Source organism: Sebaldella termitidis ATCC 33386, from assembly GCF_000024405.1.
GTDB classification, from domain to species: domain Bacteria; phylum Fusobacteriota; class Fusobacteriia; order Fusobacteriales; family Leptotrichiaceae; genus Sebaldella; species Sebaldella termitidis.
This window is the reverse complement of sequence record NC_013517.1, coordinates 1,745,675-1,765,995: the sequence shown is the minus strand read 5'-3', so window position 1 is coordinate 1,765,995 and position 20,321 is coordinate 1,745,675. Positions and strand designations below refer to the sequence as shown.

Annotated in this window: 18 protein-coding genes; 5 read left to right on the top strand and 13 right to left on the bottom strand. The window is 31.8% G+C overall.

Annotated features, from left to right (window positions below; translation table 11 throughout):
• Positions 1-3: 3 nt before the first annotated feature.
• The 8 genes from STERM_RS08155 to STERM_RS08115 all read right to left on the bottom strand — a co-directional run bounded on the left by STERM_RS08155 (position 4) and on the right by STERM_RS08115 (position 12,051).
• The gene (locus tag STERM_RS08155) at positions 4-1,452 is read right to left on the bottom strand and encodes a contractile injection system protein, VgrG/Pvc8 family (RefSeq protein ID WP_012861112.1); all 1,449 of its coding nucleotides are present in this window, start codon (positions 1,450-1,452) and stop codon (positions 4-6) included.
• A gap of 9 nt (positions 1,453-1,461) precedes the next feature.
• Entirely contained in the window at positions 1,462-2,064 is a 603-nt protein-coding gene (locus STERM_RS21210; protein ID WP_012861111.1) for a hypothetical protein, read from the bottom strand.
• Between the two features lie 30 nt (positions 2,065-2,094).
• A complete protein-coding gene (locus STERM_RS08140; protein WP_012861110.1) occupies positions 2,095-2,823 on the bottom strand; it encodes a hypothetical protein in 729 nt (242 codons plus the stop codon).
• Positions 2,807-4,081, bottom strand: coding sequence for a hypothetical protein (locus STERM_RS08135; protein WP_041309882.1), 1,275 nt, complete (start codon positions 4,079-4,081; stop codon positions 2,807-2,809). The genes STERM_RS08140 and STERM_RS08135 overlap by 17 nt, the downstream gene beginning before the upstream one ends.
• A gap of 61 nt (positions 4,082-4,142) precedes the next feature.
• Positions 4,143-5,264 (bottom strand): hypothetical protein, encoded by a 1,122-nt coding sequence (locus STERM_RS08130; protein ID WP_012861108.1) that lies wholly within the window; start codon positions 5,262-5,264, stop codon positions 4,143-4,145.
• Positions 5,265-5,312: 48 nt separating this feature from the next.
• Positions 5,313-6,434, bottom strand: coding sequence for a hypothetical protein (locus tag STERM_RS08125; protein ID WP_012861107.1), 1,122 nt, complete (start codon positions 6,432-6,434; stop codon positions 5,313-5,315).
• A gap of 259 nt (positions 6,435-6,693) precedes the next feature.
• A complete protein-coding gene (locus STERM_RS08120; protein WP_041309879.1) occupies positions 6,694-7,485 on the bottom strand; it encodes a hypothetical protein in 792 nt (263 codons plus the stop codon).
• A gap of 51 nt (positions 7,486-7,536) precedes the next feature.
• Positions 7,537-12,051: a PAAR-like protein gene (locus STERM_RS08115; protein WP_012861105.1), complete on the bottom strand. Its 4,515-nt coding sequence runs from the start codon at positions 12,049-12,051 to the stop codon at positions 7,537-7,539.
• Positions 12,052-12,638: 587 nt separating this feature from the next.
• On the opposite strand from STERM_RS08115, the gene STERM_RS08110 reads away from it, so the two are divergent.
• The 5 genes from STERM_RS08110 to STERM_RS08090 all read left to right on the top strand — a co-directional run bounded on the left by STERM_RS08110 (position 12,639) and on the right by STERM_RS08090 (position 16,290).
• A complete protein-coding gene (locus STERM_RS08110; protein WP_012861104.1) occupies positions 12,639-13,508 on the top strand; it encodes a class II fructose-bisphosphate aldolase in 870 nt (289 codons plus the stop codon).
• A gap of 26 nt (positions 13,509-13,534) precedes the next feature.
• Positions 13,535-14,014 (top strand): PTS sugar transporter subunit IIA, encoded by a 480-nt coding sequence (locus STERM_RS08105; RefSeq protein ID WP_012861103.1) that lies wholly within the window; start codon positions 13,535-13,537, stop codon positions 14,012-14,014.
• A 79-nt stretch (positions 14,015-14,093) separates the two neighbouring features.
• Entirely contained in the window at positions 14,094-14,390 is a 297-nt protein-coding gene (locus STERM_RS08100) for a PTS fructose transporter subunit IIB (protein ID WP_012861102.1), read from the top strand.
• 110 nt (positions 14,391-14,500) lie between these two features.
• Positions 14,501-15,532 carry a PTS fructose transporter subunit IIC gene (locus STERM_RS08095; protein ID WP_012861101.1) on the top strand — a complete coding sequence of 344 codons (1,032 nt, stop codon included), beginning with the start codon at positions 14,501-14,503 and terminating at the stop codon, positions 15,530-15,532.
• 104 nt (positions 15,533-15,636) lie between these two features.
• Entirely contained in the window at positions 15,637-16,290 is a 654-nt protein-coding gene (locus STERM_RS08090) for an HAD family hydrolase (protein WP_012861100.1), read from the top strand.
• A 120-nt stretch (positions 16,291-16,410) separates the two neighbouring features.
• On the opposite strand, the gene STERM_RS08085 is transcribed toward STERM_RS08090, so the two are convergent.
• The 5 genes from STERM_RS08085 to STERM_RS21205 form a co-directional block, all read right to left on the bottom strand.
• Positions 16,411-17,025 (bottom strand): SMI1/KNR4 family protein, encoded by a 615-nt coding sequence (locus STERM_RS08085; protein WP_012861099.1) that lies wholly within the window; start codon positions 17,023-17,025, stop codon positions 16,411-16,413.
• 23 nt (positions 17,026-17,048) lie between these two features.
• The gene (locus STERM_RS08080) at positions 17,049-17,447 is read right to left on the bottom strand and encodes a hypothetical protein (RefSeq protein WP_012861098.1); all 399 of its coding nucleotides are present in this window, start codon (positions 17,445-17,447) and stop codon (positions 17,049-17,051) included.
• A gap of 112 nt (positions 17,448-17,559) precedes the next feature.
• On the bottom strand, positions 17,560-18,411 hold the full coding sequence (locus tag STERM_RS08075; protein WP_012861097.1) for an STM4011 family radical SAM protein: 852 nt from the start codon (positions 18,409-18,411) through the stop codon (positions 17,560-17,562).
• A gap of 2 nt (positions 18,412-18,413) precedes the next feature.
• Positions 18,414-19,745 carry an STM4012 family radical SAM protein gene (locus STERM_RS08070; RefSeq protein ID WP_012861096.1) on the bottom strand — a complete coding sequence of 444 codons (1,332 nt, stop codon included), beginning with the start codon at positions 19,743-19,745 and terminating at the stop codon, positions 18,414-18,416.
• Positions 19,746-19,748: 3 nt separating this feature from the next.
• Entirely contained in the window at positions 19,749-20,315 is a 567-nt protein-coding gene (locus STERM_RS21205) for a DUF4253 domain-containing protein (protein WP_012861095.1), read from the bottom strand.
• Between the last annotated feature and the right edge of the window lie 6 nt (positions 20,316-20,321).

The window sequence follows — 20,321 nt, the reverse complement described above, 5'->3', positions numbered from 1 at the left end:
AATTCAGTTATTATGTATTTTTTCCCCCTTTAATCTGATGTCTTCTTTAGATTCAATGACCACAGATTCTTCTTTTCCTTTCAGAACGAGATTTTTCCCGTAAAGAAGCAGATCCTCCAATGCCTCTATCCCCATGATACCGTCAGACACTGCAATATAACTCTGTATCCCTCTGTGTATTAACTTGTCAGCTTCTTCTGTAATATTCGGAGATTTCATCATATACGATTTTCCCGATAGTACATTTACTTCATTTCTATCTATTATCATATTAAAATCCCCTTCATTTATATGAAAGTTTCTTTTGCTATGATCACTGAATCTGCCGCTTCCTGTATTATTTACACTCCAGTTTACACGCACAAATTTTTCTTCCTCATTCGGAAAAAATACATCGACTGTATCATTAATTTCCGGTGTACAAAACAGACCTGTATTAGTAGTGCTGTAAAAAACACTATAAGGAATGGTATATCTCTCAAAACCGTAATCATCATAGCTTTTGCCCAGTTTTGCAAGTCCCTTGGAAAATTCCACGTGCATAACAGCTATATTGTCTCTTTGAAATACTTTTTCTACCTTTCCTTCTATTACACAGCCTTTTATATTTTTATTTCTTATTCTTTTCATTTTATAATCCATGTGAACCAATTCATATTCACCCAGAAAAACTGAGTGTCTCAGTTCTGTTTTACCGCTTTTTATCATAAATTCATTCTCACCCTCGGGAGTTTTTATATTTACACTTTCTCCGATATTAAATATCTGTGTTGAATAAATTTTATAAATCATCTGTTCATCTTCTCTGATCATTTCATAATCTGTATATTTCATATCTTCATTTTTGGCAATTCCGGCATTAACAAAGCCAAAAGTGAGAGTTCCTCCGTGTACAGACAGTATTCCCAGTCCCTTATGTGAAGCCAGACGCAGCAAAAATTCCCAGTCAGTTTCACCAAACTGCACTGTCAGTTCATTTATTGAAATTTCTGCTTCTTCTGAAAATAACATATTTATTCTTTCATTTTTATAATCTTTCAGCAATTCCTCGGCTACCTGTCTGAATGTCATTCTGATATCCTGAAATACTCTGTATTTTTCTTCTCTGTCCATTTTTTCACTTTTTGAATATGCTTCGGCTTCGAATTGTCTCCCTCTGCTGCCGTAGCTTATATATCGCGATCTTTTTATATATCCGCTGAAAACTATTACTTTTTCTGTTTTTTCATTTCCATTGTTTTTATCCATGCAGATTTCTATTTTACAGTCTTTTATCTGATTTAATTCTTTGTACGCTCCTTCATCTTCTTCAGCAGTTTCTATTCTTAATTTCAAAGTTTTATGTCTGTTAATATCCCCTTTCATAAGAAATTCCCTGATCATTCCTCCTTTTACCTCATTTTCGTTAAGTATAACAGTCAGGTCCTTTTTTTCATATCTTTCAAAATTCATTTTTACCCCCTATTCTATTCTTATTTTATTACCGCTGTAATATTTTTGCTTCAGCTCAAGAAGAAATTCCCCGTTTCCCTTTTCTATATCAAATTCCTGTTCAAAATTTTCCACATACATATTTTCAAACAGCAGATCCATTGTTTTTTCATTTCCAAGATTTATTTCCATTATTATATTTTTGTATTCACTGCTGCTTTTATAATCAAGTGCCCATTTTGTTAGATCCGCAATATTTTTTTTATTGTGTTCATAAAAATTATCAGTATCAAATTTTTCAATTCCCTGAAATACTTTTTCGTTCAAAAACTTCAGCTTCCCTGCATATTCTTTTTTCAGACCTTCCGTACTGCTTTCAAAATTATTGTTTTTATATTCCTCCAGCGCTGAGCTCACTCCGGAAAAAAGGGGTTCATCATCTGATCCTTTTAGTACTGAAAGCATCCTTCCCTTTATTCTTACTCTCACTTCACTGTCTGTATTTGCAAAATTTCTGTATTCTGCTGTTCTTGTTTTATATTTTACAGAAATTATTTCATCGAAAGTAAGGATTATCCCATCCTGATTTTCACCATCAGTATTGCTGCTGAATATACTTATTTTTAACTTCATTTTTTCACCCCGGTATTATAAAGATTATTATCAATAAACTGCCATATTTCCAATTACTAATGTTTCCCCTATTCCCAAAACACCAAAATGATATTCATAGAAATACTTAGGTTTCAGACCCAGAGGGATAAACAGTTCATTAATAATTCCCGTTATTTTTCTGGTTTTAATATCCTTTTTATGCCCCAGATAAATAACTATATTTTTATCTGAATACTTATTATCATACACAATAGATTCAGAGAAAAATTTTTTTACTATTTTCTTCAGACATTTTATCTGATTTCTGCCTTCGTCATATTCTAAAAATACCTCAGCTATAATAAGTTTTTCTTTCATATTCAAAAACAAAAGATTATTTCTCACCTTTTCTCCGACAGCTCCGCTTTCCATATCGCGCACTATTTCTTTACAGTAAAAATCTTTTTTTGTCTGTCCCGCATATAAATCAAAATTTCCCAATAAATGCAAAGTTATATTCAAAAGACTTTCCTTTAGATTTTTATCCTCTGCTTCTGCATCTGGATTTAATAAAAGACTGTAGATATTATCAAATCTGAAAAAAGGATTAGTTTCTATTGTATATCCTTTTTTATTTTTTTCTGTTATAACATCATTTATATTTTTCTGGTTCAGCTCAAAATAAGGTGATATCATGCGGCTTTTCACAAATTTTATTTTCTCTTTTTCCAGACCGTTATCATTCAGCAGCAAAGACCATATATACTGAAAATTTTCTTTATTAAACCGTTCTTCCATATTCCACCCCTATGCAGTTATATTCATGAAACTTAAGCTGGATATCTGAAATTATGAAACTGAGAAAATCCTCTGTAAGGTAATCCCGTTTATTTATTTCAAAATAAATATAAAGATTTTCACCTCTTCCTTTCAGCCTAAATTCATCTGTCAAAAAACTGTTCATATCATAGTATTCCAATGTATTCTCCAGCCTTTTATCCGTCATATAATAATCTTTATAAAGGATTTTATTTTCCAATGCCTTATAGCTTGTTATTATTCTTTTGATTTCAGCTTCACTTCTCATTTTTACTTCAGATTCCGCCCTCAATGAATTCAGGAAATTATAATTTTTTTCATTATTCAAAAGAGGAAATTCTGCATTTTCAAATCTTTTTTTATTTATATTTTCTTTGATTATCCAGGTTTTCCAAATACTGCCTTCTTTATTATCTGTTATGACATACAGCGTTTCCTTTTCTTTATAACTCAGAAATATATGCTCCCTCGGATAAATATACACTCCTTTTTCATTATTCAGTTTTATCGTATGTTCATAGTGAATTCTGTCTTCTGTGGGTCTCACAAGATGTGTACTTATTATATCTCTTTCCTCTATATTCCATACAAGCATATGCTCCTCATAAATACTCCCCTCCAGCTCTTCAAAGTCCACATAAACCTCAAAATCAGCAAACATTGAAATATCTGATTCCATATCAGGATTTTCCTCTGCCTGAACTACTTTATACATTTTCATTGCATATGCTGTGTTAAGCGTTCTCCATTTTATCCCGTTTACATCAAATACATCATAAAGCTCATGCATTTTTTTTATAAATCTTTCATCAGGTACCAGCTTTACATTTATATCATAATATCTTTTATTTCCTACAATGTTGGCTTCAAATATTCTACCCTCTAATTCTTTTAATTCTGAATATGATTTTTTTATAAATACTGTTTTAAAAATTCTTTCTTTATCAGCCAGCGGCTCCAGTCTGTCAGCTGTCAAAACAGATTTTTTCACTATTGGATACATAAAATCCTCATACAGATAATAATTTTTTTCCGGAATCAATGCTGTATATATTATTGTTTCTTTTTCTTTTACTCTCACTGAATCAAAAATTCTCTGTTCAAACTCTTTTTTTCTGTCTTCCAGTTCTTCGGCCAGCATCTGAAATGTTATCAGGGAAGTTTTTCTGTATGTGTCCCTCTCTTCTGCACTCATATCTTTTAATTCATTATCTATAAGCTTCTGAAAATATTTCAATTCCCTCCTCCTTATTACGCATTTTTTTATATTCTGAAAATAATTTGATCTGCTTACACTCTTAGTCCCTTCTCTTGACTTCATATTCTTCATTTTCAAGATTTAACCTAAGTCCGCAGTATTCTCTGAGATTAACAATATCATTATAAAATTTTCTTTTCTCTTCATATCTGTCTGTAAAATATCTCCAATATTCACTATTTTTCATATTTCTTTGAACAAAAAACCTAATTACTCTCAAAAGAACCCCCTCCAGTGAGTATTTTATCCTTTCTTCATTTAAAACTGCTGATTTATCTGCTTTTGCCAGTATATTCACATTTTGAACTGCTTTGTAAAACTTTTTTTCTTCAAGAAAAAATTTAGTTTCGTTTATTAATTCCAACAATTTTTCTTCTTTTATTTCAATTTCTCTTTTTAGCTTTTCATATTTTTTAAACTTTATATCGTTAAATACTAGTGGATTTTCTTGTGACTTATTATTTATGTCATTTTTTAATTCAGATTCCACAAAACCTAAAAAGCTATTCTCAGATAAATTCTTAATATTATTTCTTATTTCTTGGTCTATTTTTTCCCTTTGGCTGCTATTATTTATTTCTTCTATATTTTCTTCATATTTATGAGGATGCTTCAAAAATACATCCTCTGTATTAAATACAGAATTTTTTTGTTTTCCATATTTTGTTTTCAAATTTATAGCTTCCCCTGTACTTTCCGCATTACCATTCAGGTTATTATTTGTTTTTATTAGCTTTACTGGATCTGACTTCTCTTTAATATCAAAATTTTCCTCTGATATTTCTTCTATAAAAACACTATTCCCCTCTTCATATTTTTTCGCTAATAAATCAAAAAAATTATTTATTTCCGCATATTTTTGATTTTCATATTCTTCCTGTATTTCCCATACATTATTTCTGTATTCTTCGCCGAATATCTTTATCAGAAATAAGTTCAGTATTTTCCCTTTAAATTTATCTCGAGTAGCTGAGATAATTACTATTCTGTCGTCTAACTCTGATATTTTTATTTCTAAATTCATTTTTTCAATTTTATCATTTATTTCATTCAGTACTTTTTCTCTATCTGATTTTTTCTTATTCATCAGATTGATTAAAAGTTCTTTTTGTGTCTTTATATATTGAATAAATGCTTTTACTATTTTGAATCCTCCTTTCACAAAAAATCTGTGCCTTTTAATTTTGATAAATAAGCATCCACTAAAACTTTAATTTTTCTTCATATCGTCCAAAACCCATCTGCTTTTTGCTTCTTTTTTAAAGAATACTCTTTCCTCTTGTTCTTCTATTATTTCTACATTTTCAATATCAAATTCCATACTATTTTCTTCTTTATGCAAAATATGCTTCAAAGTAACCAAAAGACCGTCTTTTCTGTCTTCTATATGCGAAATATAAGTTTTTATTTCCAAATTTTTTTTCACTTTCGGAATGGTTTTAAACAATTTAGTAAAATCTTCCATATCCTGATTAATATAGTATTTATCATAGAGTGAATTGGTATCCCAATTATGAATACCATATAAATAAGCTAAAACAGCTTCATCATTTTTTGAAAATAAATATTTAGGTGACTTCTCCTCTTTTTTTAAAATATACTTTCCATTCTCAAAAGCATAATACTTTATTGTTTTTTTGAAAATAAATGTTTTTTCAGCTGCATTCTTAAGACCTGTATCTTCAATATAAAAGTTATTTTCAATCTTTAAATCATAATTCCTTTTTTCTCCCTCTTCACTGAATTCATAATTTTCTTCTGTTATTTCACATAGAAATGAACAATAAGAATATCCTTCCACAGAAAAAAGCTGGCTCATATTATTCTTTTCCAGATCAAATTCAAATACTGTTGAATTAGTATACTCACTATCCTTTGAAAATTTCATGCTTATTTCCATACCTTCAGTTTCTTTACCTACAGGAATAAACCTTATATTCCCATTACCTGTAAAAATATCTGTCCCTGCACCAAAAACTCCGATTTCTCCTCTTTTTTTCATGATAATATTTTTGTCTTTTGATATTTCTAAAACAGCATAATCAAATCCCCCTATATTTCCATTATAATCAAGAATTTTCCCATTATCAGCTGCTTCTTTGGATTCTAACAAAACAAATATTTTATTTCCTGTTATTTTATAATCTGCAATCTGTGTTCGTTTATATCTCTTTTCTTTATTTTTTGTCAAAATGAATTTTTTTGATTCAACATCTGTATAAATTTTTTTATCCTTATATATTTCTCTTAATATTATTTTATCATTAAATATAAAATCAGAACATACTTTCATAAAAAGTAAAATATGCAAAATCACAATAACTTTTCTCATGCTAACCTCCATTATTTATTATCTCTGCTTTTTCAAATTATTTATTGTTATAAATAATTATGATATTAACCTCATTATTGACCCCTTCTATGTTCTTTTATACTTTTTTAGAAACAGTTTTTTAAATTTACTTTATCTAAAATTTCTAATTTTGATTCTTTTATGTTGTAGCTGTATTTTGTCAAAGTAAAAATAATAATATTAAAAGCAGATATTTGTTCATAAAATTTCTTTCATTTTTTAACTCATATTAAATCTTTTATCTATTTTTTAAAAAATATATGTAATCTTTCTCATATTTTTCTATCTTCTCAGCTTCTATTCTCTCACTTGAAATCAAATTAGTTTCTTTCCAAAAAGTTTTCAACTTTTCATGTACCCCGTTAAATGTTTCTATTTTATATAATTTCCCTGTAGACAAATATACTTGATGTATTTGAAATTCTGGCTTAATTCTTGAAATTTTTGCTGTCAAATTACCGGCTTTACTGTATTCCTTTATAATTCCTTTTGGTTTCAAAGGTGTTCTTTCATCTATTATTTCGCTATTCACAAGATTTGTCCGTACATTTTCGTATTCTTCTATAATGATAAAAGTATCAGGGTATTTATAATTTTCCATCCTTTCAAAAGAATACACTGTAGTCTTTAATTCAAAATCATCATAATTTACATATTTTTCATTATAGGTCTTAAGAATTCTCACTAAAATTATTCCTTTATCAGAAGTCAGTTCAAAATCTGCAATAATATCTCTCCCATCTTTAGACTTTCCGTAGCTTTTCCTTACAAAAAATGGATGGATTCCATCAGCAACATCTAATCTTTCAAATTTATTTTTTGATATTTCCGGGGAATAATATTGCATTGTATAAACATTAGAATCTACATCTTCCCAACCACAATAGTAAAATTCTATTTTTTCATTATTCCAATCAATTTTATCACCATTAATAAGCTTGTCTTCTATTTTTTTTATATATATTTTTTTTTCTTTTTCAATACTTTCTGAAAAAGAAAAAAATACTAAGATTGTTGCAAATAAAATCATCAAAACATTATTTTTTTTTATTGTAATCACCACCAGATTAGAATTTTAATATTATGTTTCATTATCATATTTTATTATTCCATTCATAATACCTTCAATATATTCAGGAATTTTTTCAAAAAAAGTTTTTGTATCACTCTTTGTTGAAATAAAAAATGGTTCTAACATTATTGATGGTATATTTGGCATTCCTTCCATAAAACCACCACCACGTCCATTACTACAATCCTTTATTCCTCGATCTTTTAATCCTAATTTTTTTACAATTTCTACTTGCATACACTCTGCTAATTTTTTTGTTGGCTTTACTCCGCTATGATAAAGCATTTCAGTACCGCTACCACCAGATTTTGCTGAATTAAAATGAAATTCTAAAACTATGACTTTTCTATACACTTTTTTTAGTTCTATTGCTTTCTTATTTAACATTTGGGCATGATTAGTTATTCCATTTGTTCTGTATATGAGTATATCACCATTTATATTATTTGTTTTCATAGCTGGTATCAAATAATTCTTAAGTAATATATCATTAGTTTGAAACTCTGTAATTAAAGGGCTCTCAATATATTTCACCGATGAAGGTGGTGAATACTTAACATAAAAAAAACCATTCGTTATTTCAGTATTTTTATTCCATTCCGAAGAACTTCCGGGATCATATGTAGTTTTATTTTTCATCCCGTGCCCGACAGACAGGATAACAAAAATATCTCTCCCTTTGCTGCTATTCGGACATCTATCTTCTAAACAAGCAGCTTTATCTTTTTTCCCCTTCTTTTCAGGTTTTACTATCTGAGTATTATTTTCAAGATCAGGTATTTTCAAACCGCTTTCCTGCCCGCTTCCTTCTGCATTTATAGCAGTTTTACCAATAATATCTGTCAATTCACTCCCAACTATCAGATTTTGATATAAACCGGTATCAATTCGAGTTTCTGCTTCATCAGATGAATTCCTTCCTTTACTTTCATGAATATCAGATTTTCTGCTAGGAGTATCAGACATATGGTTATTACTATCCTCCCATCCCTGACGATTAAAATTCTCATGTTCATTTGAAGTCCTTACACGCCCGGTACCAAATCTATTATGACTGTCGTCAGTCCTTCTAGCTGCTGATATCTCACCATCACGTAATTTACTATTTTCGTAATTATCACCTTTCCCCAAAGAAGCTTCTGCCTCCCCTGTCTCCTGACCGAAAAAACTCTCTCCATGATTCGTCTTCCTTTCTACTTCTTCAAAGGGACACTCTGTTACAGGTTTTATTTTCTCTCTGATTTTCGCAAGTATCGAGCTGCCTGTAGGAACTTCAGATGTCAGCTGATACAGCTCATAGCCGATTTTATCAAGAGTCTGAACATCAGTCTTTCTCTTTATTTCCTGCCTTTTTTCTGCTTCTCTTGACTGTATTTTATCGTATGATTCATAATTTGATAATCCCGATCTGATATTCGGATAAGTATTTCTGACTTTTTTCTCTTCCGCTTCCTTTTCATTAACTTCTCTTTCTATTTCTTTCAATGTTTTCTCATCTGTTTTTTCACCCATTGCGGCTTTCAAATATCCGTAGACTATACCTCCAAGTGTAGCTGTAATGTAAAAATTTCTTTTCTCATAATCACAGGCTGAAATTCCATATTTTTTGTGAACTCCTTTACTGTCTTTTTTAGGAACTGACATATCTCCTGATTTTTTATTGGCTTCAAGCATAGCAAGCATAATCTTACTTAATAGCTGATTCTTTCTGCTGTTTGATGAATTTTTTGAAGCTATCATTGCTATTCTCTCATTTTTCTCTATAAATTTATCATATTTTTCTTTTGCGTTTCTTATATTTTCTCTTTTTATTCTGTCACCCAAATAATTTCCGGGTATAACGAATTCTTTCTCTGCCGTCTTTACTAAACTCTCAAGCCTTTTTCTCTCATTTTCCAAGGCTGTATGATCCTTTTTATACCCCTTATATTCCTGACACTCCTTTTTCAGCGGTGTCTGCATAAAATTTTTGTTTAAGGCACTACATATTTCCAAAAGAGGTCTGTAACCGCAGTCTACCTCTCTTTTTCCGAGCTTGGAATTTATATTATTTGTTTTGGCTGTTCCAACTGAAGCTGAAAAATTGCTGTTTTTCCCGTAACTTTGACTTTTGCCTTCTGCTGCCGGCTTTGTATCATTACCTTTTGAATCTAATTGCGACCTAGATTGTCTCTGCCCTGAATCATCTATACTTATAATCCCGCCGTATCTGCACTTTATTGTAGATATATCAAGAAGAGCAGGTGCTCCTCCGATCTCCACATCAGTATTTTTTTCCCAAATCTCCGAAAACTCCGGCTTGCATTCTGAAGAAACTTTACAGCTCTTAAACGGCAGTATATTAGTATCCTTTATGTTAGCCTGTCTGCCTCCCCTGAGAACTACACTATCCCTGTCCACATTTATTCTGCTTATATTTTCTCCGAGTGTACATTTCAAAATACAATTATCATTTACATAAAACTCATTATTTGGTGTAATAACATTTTTCAAATCATAAAATTCCCTGTAAAAAGAATATAAATTCATAGAGTCTTTTCCTGCCGCATAATCTCTTAATTCTTTCAAATCATAAAAGTGTCCTGTTATTATTTCCCTGTCCCTACCTGTCGTTTTCCCGTCTGTATAATCCCCATAATTATCAATTATCAGATTATGTATTTTTCTTATATATTTTATTTTACCCCTCTCTTTGGAATTTACCCATATATCAAGCATTGCTGTAATTCTCATATCTTTACCCAGCTTCTCAAGCTCAGCATACATTCCGCTTCCTTTCGGATGAGGCAGTTCTATTCTTCCAAAATTTTCATCATACCATAAAAGATAATTCCTCAATACATTACTATCACGATATTTATGCCCGTCAAAATACTTTTCTTCTTTTTCCTCCTTAAAGCCTGTTTCTACTTTTATGAACTCTATCAAAAGATTATCCAGAAATCTTCTTGTCAAAGGATATTTTCTCACACCGTTTTCGTCAACAGAAAAACTTCTCTTATGCTCTCCTGCCATTTCAAGCCCTCTTAATAAATTTTCACTTCTCATCTTATGAAAATCCTGCTTTGATTTTTTTGGAATTCTCAGGATAATTTCATCTATATCTTTTATTCCTTCCATATACTTGTTATACTTCTCCGGAAGGTTATATTTTATTACAGGTTCTTCCTGTTTCTTCCCCGCATCCTTTATTAATTGTGCTATCTGTGAAATTTGATATTCACCTGTTTTATTATTTTCAGTATAGTGAACATCAGGAAACTTTATATATTTAGCAGCAAATTTCCCAAATACATACTCAAGTGTTTCCAGCTGTCCCATTTTGGGAATGGGGTAATAATACATATAATATGCTATATCCTGTATTCTCAGTGATTCAGCTTTTTCATTCCGCCCTCTCAATATATCAAATCCGTACTGCCTCACAATATTTCCTGATTTTTTCCCTGTACCTGTAGCTTTATCATACAAGGTAAGCATTACGTTTATTTCCTCTTTATTTTCTTCAAAAACTGTTTTTCCTGTTTTACTTTCCACATATTTAATATAGTCACCACTGTATAAATCAGGATTTACGAACTTTTCTTCCAGTCTTTTTATCACAGCTTCCTCTGCTTTTACATAACCTGCAGCAGGCAGCTGTTTCCTTCCAGTCATATCCTGTTTGTAAAATTCGGTTTCCCATACTTCTTCATATTTCTGCCCTTTAAATTCATATATACCCTTTTCTTCTATTTCAGATGTTTTTGATGATGTATTCCCAGCACCTGTCTTATTACTTCCTTTGTTCATTTCCCCATTCAGAATGATCTCATCCTTGAATGAATTGTTTTTTATTACTGCTTTGCTGTCCAGCTTACAGTTGTCCTTATGACCGCATATCATTGATAAATCATGACCTTTTAATTCTTCCAGATACACTAAAACCATAGTACCGTTACCATCTGTGGGAATTTTTCTTCCTTCCGATGTAAAAAAAATTCCCATTCCTCCCTGACCGGTTAAATGGCTGCCGGCAAGAAGACCGGATATCGTTATAAGAAACTTCTTTCCTTTGGGATTGCCTAATTTTTTATTTTTACCGTTTTTCAGCACTTTTAAAAGATCTTTTCCATACTTTGGAGCACCACTGGTATTTGTGTATATTGCAGACGGACTTACTGTTATTTCTTTACATACATAATCCATAATGCCTTTATTTGTATGCTTTTTAAGATATGCATCCAGATAATCCCATCTTTTCAGCATTGATTTCATTATCAAATCATCTTGTGCGGCCGAATTTCCCAAGAAATCTTCCCTGCTTTTTATACCCCATTTTTTTCTGGCATCCCCGGTGTAGCCTGTATTTGAACTGTACCAATTCAAATCTTCCATAATATCTCTGCCTACCTGATATTTCCCCATATATCCGTAAGAATTCAACAGTCTGTAATTATTCGTACTTTCATGACAGCCTAATTTTTCAAAAAAATCTACTGCATCTTCATTAAGCTTTTTTCCCTTATATTCAGTGTATACCATACGCCCCCCTCCAGTACACCTTACTTTAAATCAACAATATAAAAATCATAACTTTTATAATTTCTTTCATTTATATTCATTTTAATAATTTTATCATAACTATAAATATATTTCAATTATTTTTAATATTAATTATCAATTTATTAGTTGAATAAATTATAGAATATTTATTCTATTTTTTAAGATATAAAAATGCAATATATAAAAATCACTAAAAAATCTGACAACACAATATAATATATGCACTGCTGTAAAACAATTTAAAAAACATAAATATGATTATTAAAAACTTTACTTTATTAAATAAACCAAATAAAAATTTTTTGCATTTTTATTCCCAAAGTTGGTGCAAAAATAGATTTTATCATTTCTTTACTTTGAAAAATTTTAAGGTAATATATTATTGTTCAAAATAAATACATAATTTCATTTCTACCATACAGAAAATATTAATAAAAAAATATTAAAATTTCAAAAAAATACATATCTGTCATATACACAATTACAAATAAAAAAAGTTTACAGTAAAATCACCGATATTAACAGGGCCCTTAATATATAAAAAAACTATTTTAGGAGGAATGATAATGTTAGTTAACATGAAAGAAATTCTGGAAACAGCAGAGAAAAACCAATATGCCATAGGATGTATAAATACACCTAATGTAGAAACTATAAGAGCTGTCATAGGTGCAGCGGAAGAGCTTAATACTCCTGTCATCATCGATCATGCTCAGGTACATGACTCGCTTATACCTATTGAAAGAACAGGACCGGAAATGATTGCATATGCGAAAAAAGCCAAAGTACCCGTTTGTGTCCACCTTGACCACGGAAGCGACTATAACTTTGTCATGAGAGCAATCAGAGTGGGATTTCCGTCTATTATGTATGACTGCAGCGAGCTCCCTTACGAGGAAAATCTCAAAAATGTAAAAGAATTTACAAAAATTGCTCATAATCTTGGAATTACTGTAGAAGCCGAGCTTGGTATCATGGCTTCTTCTGAGGAAGATTCACATGGCGGAAAAGCTCTTACGAATGAAGAGATCAGAAAGTATTTTACAGATCCTAAACAGGCGGCAGAATTTGCTGAAAAAACAGGATGCGATGCTCTTGCTGTATGCTTTGGTACTATGCACGGAATTTATGCCGAGCCTCCTAAATTAGATATTACAAGAGTAACAGAAATCCGAGCTGCCCTGCCTAAAAGCTGCAGAGTGGTAATGCACGGTGCATCGGGAGTGGAGTTTTCGGAAGTACAGAATGCCATAAACGCAGGATGCTCTAAAATAAACTATTATTCGTATATGGCCAAAGCTACTACAAAATTTGTTATGGAAAAAACTGCTGAAACAAATGGCAAAATCCCATATCACGAACTGCAGGAAGCAACATTTGAATTTATGAAAGATTATGCTAAAAATGTTATAAAAGCTTTCAAAAACGGAAAATAACTTATTTTTAAAGGAGATGTACATTTGTGAAAGAAATTAATTTATCAGATGTGATTCCGAATAATCTGGTTATTCTAAATCATGAACCATTTCAAAACAAAGAAACAATGTTTGATATATTATCCAAAAAATTTGAAAAATCCGGAATTGTTTCTGATGCCTGTGCATTTAAGCATTCACTGGAACATCGGGAAACTCTGGGATCCACATATATGGGAAATCTTATCGCACTTCCGCACGGCAGATGTAAAGAAGTCCTAAAACCAGGAATGGCTTTTTGCAGATGTTCTGATATATTTCCTTATGAATCTTATGACGAAAAAGGTGATGTCAGATATATATTTATGCTTGCCATATCGGAAAATGATATTTCTAACAATCATCTCCGCATTCTGGCAAAACTTGCCGGTCTTCTGGCAAACGACGAATTTGTAAAAGCACTGGATCTGGTAAATAATCACAGTGAGCTTATGACATTAATAGAAACTGCAGGTACTGATGATTAAAAATGAAATTCTCCAAAACTTAAAATTTTATGCATAATCCGGCTGACTATTCTGCCGGTTATGCCAAGGGAGGTATATTATGAAAATTATTGCTGTTACATCATGTGCCACAGGTATCGCACACTCTTATATGTCCGCTGAAGCAATTAAAAAAGCTGCCAAAGCAAAAGGACACAGTTGTAAAGTAGAGATTCAGGGAGCTCTCGGAATAGAAAACCAGCTCTCAAAAAAAGATATTGATTCAGCAGATCTTGTTATTCTGGCAAATGATGTAGGTCTTACTAAAGCTGAACGTTTTGAAAATGTTCCAAAAGAAAAAATCAGGAAGTTTTCGCCTCATGAAATTATAAAAAAACCTGATATTATTTTTGAATAGTTAATATTTAAAATTTTATATTTAATTTGAAAATTTAACCGCAAAATCGTCTGCAGTCTGAATAAATAAAATGAATTGTATTTTTTAAACAAGAAAGAGAGGGTAAATGAATGAAAGATAATGTTAAAGAAATTTTTCATGAATTAAAACAGTCCATGCTGACAGGTGTATCATATATGCTTCCATTTGTCGTGGCCGGGGGGATTCTTATTGCAGTTGCCTTTGCATTGGGCGGAATATATGTTTATGACAGTAAGGGATTTGTAGCTGATATGTTTTTCTGGGGGAAAAAGGCATTTGCCATGATGGTTCCAATACTTTCTGCTTATATAGCTTATTCTATAGCAGACAAGCCTGCTCTTCTTGCAGGACTTTTCGGCGGTATGCTTGCCGATGATATAGGTGCAGGATTTTTCGGCGGACTTATAGCCGGTATATGTGCCGGTTATCTGGTTAAGGCTCTGAAAAAAATACCTATCCCTATTGTGTTAAGATCACTGCTTCCTACTTTGATCATACCGGTTATAAGCGTTCTTGCCATTGGTATTTTGATGCAGTATATTCTGGGACAGCCTTGTGCTTGGCTTAATAAAACTATGGTTACTACCCTTGGAAGTATGAGTGGAAGCAGCCTTATTATACTTGGTATAATTCAGGGCTGTATGCTTGCCTTCGATCTTGGAGGACCTGTTAATAAAGCTGCTTATGCTTTTGCCATAGCTGCCTTCGAGGCAGGCAATTATGCTCCGATGGCTGCTAATTTTATAGCCTCTATGATTCCGCCTTTTGCAGTAGGTATTGCAATGCTCATTGCCAAAAAACGTTTTACCACAGCTGAAAGAGGTACTACTTCCGGTTGTATTATAGGCGGCTTTGCCATGATCAGTGAATTCGCCATACCATTTGCAGCAGGAAGTCCGCTCTTATACATACCTTGCTTTATGGCTGGAGGTGCTGTAGGTGCTACTCTCTCACATCTTTTCGGTCTTACTCTGAAAGCACCGCATGGCGGCATGTTTGTTATCTTCTTATGTAATAACATTCCGTTATTCCTGCTTTCTCTTGCAGCAGGGACGGCAGTAAGCACAGCTTTAATTCTTCTGTTTAAAAAGGCACCAACCGAAGACCCGGAAGCCGCATAACTTAATATCTACAGCAGACGGCAGCTTATAAAAATGTATAATTCATATTTATAAACTGCAGTCCGGCTTACTTAATCAGTTAAATTCATTTAAGAGAGGTAAATATGAAATATAAAGGTGTAATATTCGATCTTGACGGCACAATTCTGGATACTATTTATGATTTAGGAAACAGTGTAAACAGCACACTTGAAAAATACGGCCAGCCGCTCCATACCTATGAAGAATATAAAAAGAAAATAGGAAAAGGATTCAGGGATTTGATAAAAAGAAGCTTTCCCGAAATGACGGAAGAAATTATACTGGAGCAGGCTTTAAAGGACTTTCTTGAAATATATGACAGATCTTATATGAATGATACAAGACCTTATGACGGCATTTGTGAAGTATTAAAAGTTCTTACAGCAAATAATATAAAACTAGGAATCAATTCAAATAAAAGAAATGATTATACCAATAAACTGGTTGAAAAATTTTTTTCTGACATAGATTTTTTCGGGGTTTTTGGTGAAAGAAATAATATTCCGAAAAAACCGGCTCCTGACTCCGCATTGGAAATCGCAGAACTAATGAATCTGAATCCTGATGAAATTCTCTATATCGGTGATTCCAAAACGGATATTCTGACAGGACATAATGCTGGTATGGGGTCGGCAGGAGTTTTATGGGGGTTCAGAGATAGAAAAGAATTTGAAGAAAATAATGCCGACTATATTTTCACTGCTCCTTATGAAATTTTAGAATTATTTGATATTTAGCAGAAACTCTTTTTTATCATTATATAAACAGGGTTGTACAATTTTTAGTACAACCCGTTATTTTATATTTAAAACCAGACAAATTTCTTTTCCAGATATTTTTAAAATCATTTTATTTGATCAATCATCCCACTCCTCATATATATGACTAAAAGGATACTCTTCTCCTATTATGTTCTCCAGATATTCATCAAAGCTGTTTGCTATGACAATATAACTGTCAGGATCATGTAAATAACGTATTATCTGCCCTTTTACCCCTTTTCCTTTCGGATCAAAGTCTATAAAAAGACGTGATGTTCCGCCATTATTTATACAATCCGCAAAATTCAGCCATTTATTATGTGAAATATTCATTTTTATTCTTTTGTCAAAATCTTCGCTGTTTTCTTTAATCCAGTCTTCTCCGTATATTTCCTCTATACTTTGTTTATTGTAATTCTTTTCTGCTTCCTCTAATATTTGAACACAGGATTTTAGATAATAGGGATATTCCCCGCCCTCTACATCAGAACTCAAAACAGGAAGCAAAATATATACATCATCTATTTCTTCATGGTATGTTCCCCTCTTCATCCTCCATAAGTCCAAAAGCGACTCCGGGCAGTCAGGATAGAATTTTTCCAGCCTTGATATTTCATCTTCTGTTGCCGGCGGTATTATTTCAAATTTTTCTATCTGCTCATCTGTCATCAATTCTTCCAATCCTTCAAAATATCTGTCTGCTAAACTCATTTTATTCTCTCCTTTTGTAACTATTATTCAAAAAACATATTATCAAACAGCTCGTCTATTTCTCCAGAATTGCAGTTATCTCTGTATATCCCGTTAAAATAAAGATATACAGCTGTCCTTCTTATCAAAAGGTCTATTGTTTTTTTCCCTTCCTCGGCTGCAAAATTATTTTTTGCTTCATATGCTTTTTTTACATCCTCACCCAATATTTTTATCACAGAATTCAACTCCTCAGCTCTTCCTGTATAGTTCGCAGCCCATAGCTGCCTTTCTTTTTCAGGCATCATTTTACACCTTTTTATCTCACCGGCTCCGAGTTTTTTCGCTTCTTCCTTAATATTATCCATAAATTTTACATTTTCAGTATCTGCATTAACAGCCAAAAATAAGCATAAAAATATCAGAAAAATAATTTTCCTCATCATTCCTCCCAAAAAATCTTGTATATTATCCGATTCATTTTATTAAATAATCCGGAATATTTTAGTACTCTGCGAGGAAAAAAGGAAGCAGCTGTGCATTTATTGTGCTTCCCTATATCATTCGTCCAAGCAGGCTCTTTTTATATATCATTCCTAAATTCAGTTCTTTCATATTAGTATACCCAATATAACATGTGCATCTGGAATAACGGCATCCGTCACTGACCTTCATATCTTTAATATTTTCCTTAAATATGTTCCCCAGATTTTTCCTGTCCTGCCAGCATCTATGTATTATTCCGTTATATTCCATCCAGAATACATTTTCACCGGTTCTACATTCACACCCTCCAGATATGTAATTTTTCAGATTTATTTCAAAAAACGGATCTGCTTCTGTTAATAATTTTATATCTCTTTCAGAATAATAATTTTTCTCATCCTTATAAGCATTAATCCATAAATAAGGACTTGTATTTTTCAAAAGCTTCATTTTTTCTTTTAATCTGAAAATCATATCAAAATTTTCATGAACACCCACTGTCCCCACAGAAAATTTTATATTTTCCCTGTCAAGAAACTCTATATTCTTATAAAAATCTTCAAGTCCGGTTTCATCGGGATGATATGTCGTCCATAATATAACCTTATCTTTATTAACATTTTCCAGCCATTTCAGCTCCCCACTTAAATTAGTCTGAACTACAATTTCCATGATATTATCCAGATTTGCCAACATCAGAATTCCTGATTTATAATAATCGAAATTCAGTACTTCTCCTCTAGGTGCAATAAAAATTCTAAATTTATCCGTACTTTTTTTCAAAAAATCGGTAAATTTTCTAAAGTATATCTTATCCTTTTCCAGATCATTATTATTTAATTTATATTTTGAAAAAGGACAGTAAGTGCATTTATAATTACAGTATCTTAAATAATTTCTGTAATAAATTGTATATTCCATAATTACTCCGTAAATTCTTCCATTTTTCTCTTTATCCCGTCAGTTATAAACAATGTCCCTATATAGTCAGAATACTTCAAACCCTTTGCCGAAGGAAAAATCCTGTTTCCTTCCCTGATCAGATAACCCTCATTTATCAATTTCTCAAGCTCACTAAACTCCTCTAAAGGCTCAGTATGAAATTTTTCTCTGTAATCTTCAGTATTAAATCCGGTTATTTTTAATATTGATTTTAAAATATATTTTATTTTCTGTTCTTCTTCTGATAATTTATATCCGTACTCAGCAAAAGCAAAATTTTCTTCCTTAAGATAATCATCTATTATACTGTTTATATTTTTATCCTCCACTGCATACTTCCTTGAATAATGTACATTTCCTATGTATGACCTTGCACCGCATCCTATTCCGAGCATTTTATTTTCCTGACAGGAATAATCCGGGTATAATTTATCTTTCATTCCTTCTGATATAAAATTTCGCATGGAGGTTTGTATATATCCGTTTTCGCTGAGAATTCTCACGGCATTATCATACATTTTCCCCATCAGATCATGATCTGCCTTATAATTTTCAAATAATCTGGTTTTTTCCCTTACATATAAGGGATATATAAATATTTCCTCTGGTTTATGACTTATCACTCTGCAGAGCGACTCCTCCCAGCTTTTCATTGTCTGTCCCGGAAGTCCGTAAATAAGATCAAGATTTCTGATTTCTATGCTGTTTTCTGAAGAAAACAATATTTTCAAAGCGCTGTCTATATTCTGTTTTAGCTCATTTCTGTATATCGCTTTCAGTTCATTATCAAAAAAACTTTGTACTCCAATGCTTAATCTGTTCAGATAATATTTTTTCAAAAGCAGGAAATACTCATTTGAAAGTGTTTTTGGCGAAGTTTCCATTGAAAAAAAGGTATTTTCAAAGTCTATATCCAGATATTGTTCCAATGACATAAGAAGCTTTTCCATTAAACCTGTATCCAGAACAGTAGGAGTCCCGCCTCCTAAAATAACACTTGAAAATTCTGCTTTATTATTTCCTGCTCCTAATATCCCGGTTTCCCCGTATGACTTGATTTCCTCAATCAGCTTATTTACATAATGTTCCAGTCTTCCTGCCGAAAAACAGGTAGTAGACATAAGATTACAGTAACCGCATTTATTAGTACAAAAAGGAATATGGATATACAGCGATATATTGCTTTTATCCTTATTTTTCCAAAGCTCGGCAAGATTTTCAGGCTTTTCAAAATTCCTATAGGATTTTTTATGCGGGAATGAGTAAATATAGCTGTTATAAGGGTTTATCTGTGTCTCATTTATATTTTTCATTAACTAATCCCACCATAAAAATATACTGCTTGTACCTTCGAGACTTTCAGCAATGGAATTTATGTCCCCGGTTCCCTGATCCACTATATCAGGGCAGAATTCATATATATCCTTTGTCAGTTCTACAAGATCCTCCGGAAGTTTTCCGAATTCCAGAACCACAGTGTCTGTTTCGGCATGACTAATGCTTATTCCGTATTTTTCATCATATTCTTTTATTTTATTTATCAGATCTTCTGTCTCAAAACCAAAATTTATTGCATCTGATTCTGCCATTCTAAGCACATTATCCCATGTTGTTTTCTTTGTTATCACTAGCTCTGAGTATCTTTTCCCTTTTTTTATATCAGTATCATTTATCGGCGCAAGAAAATTTGTTGTTCCTATAAATACTGTGTAATCATCGCCTAAAGCAAATTTTATATCCTCAAAAAAATCATAAAGATTTTTATTTTCCACAACAGTGGAATACGTATCAGGAACAGTCTTCTCCTCACGTCCGAAATCAACTGTCATAAAATTTCTCAGTTTTTTCCCTGTTATTTTCTCTGCTTCTTTTAGTTTTTCCATCTTTAT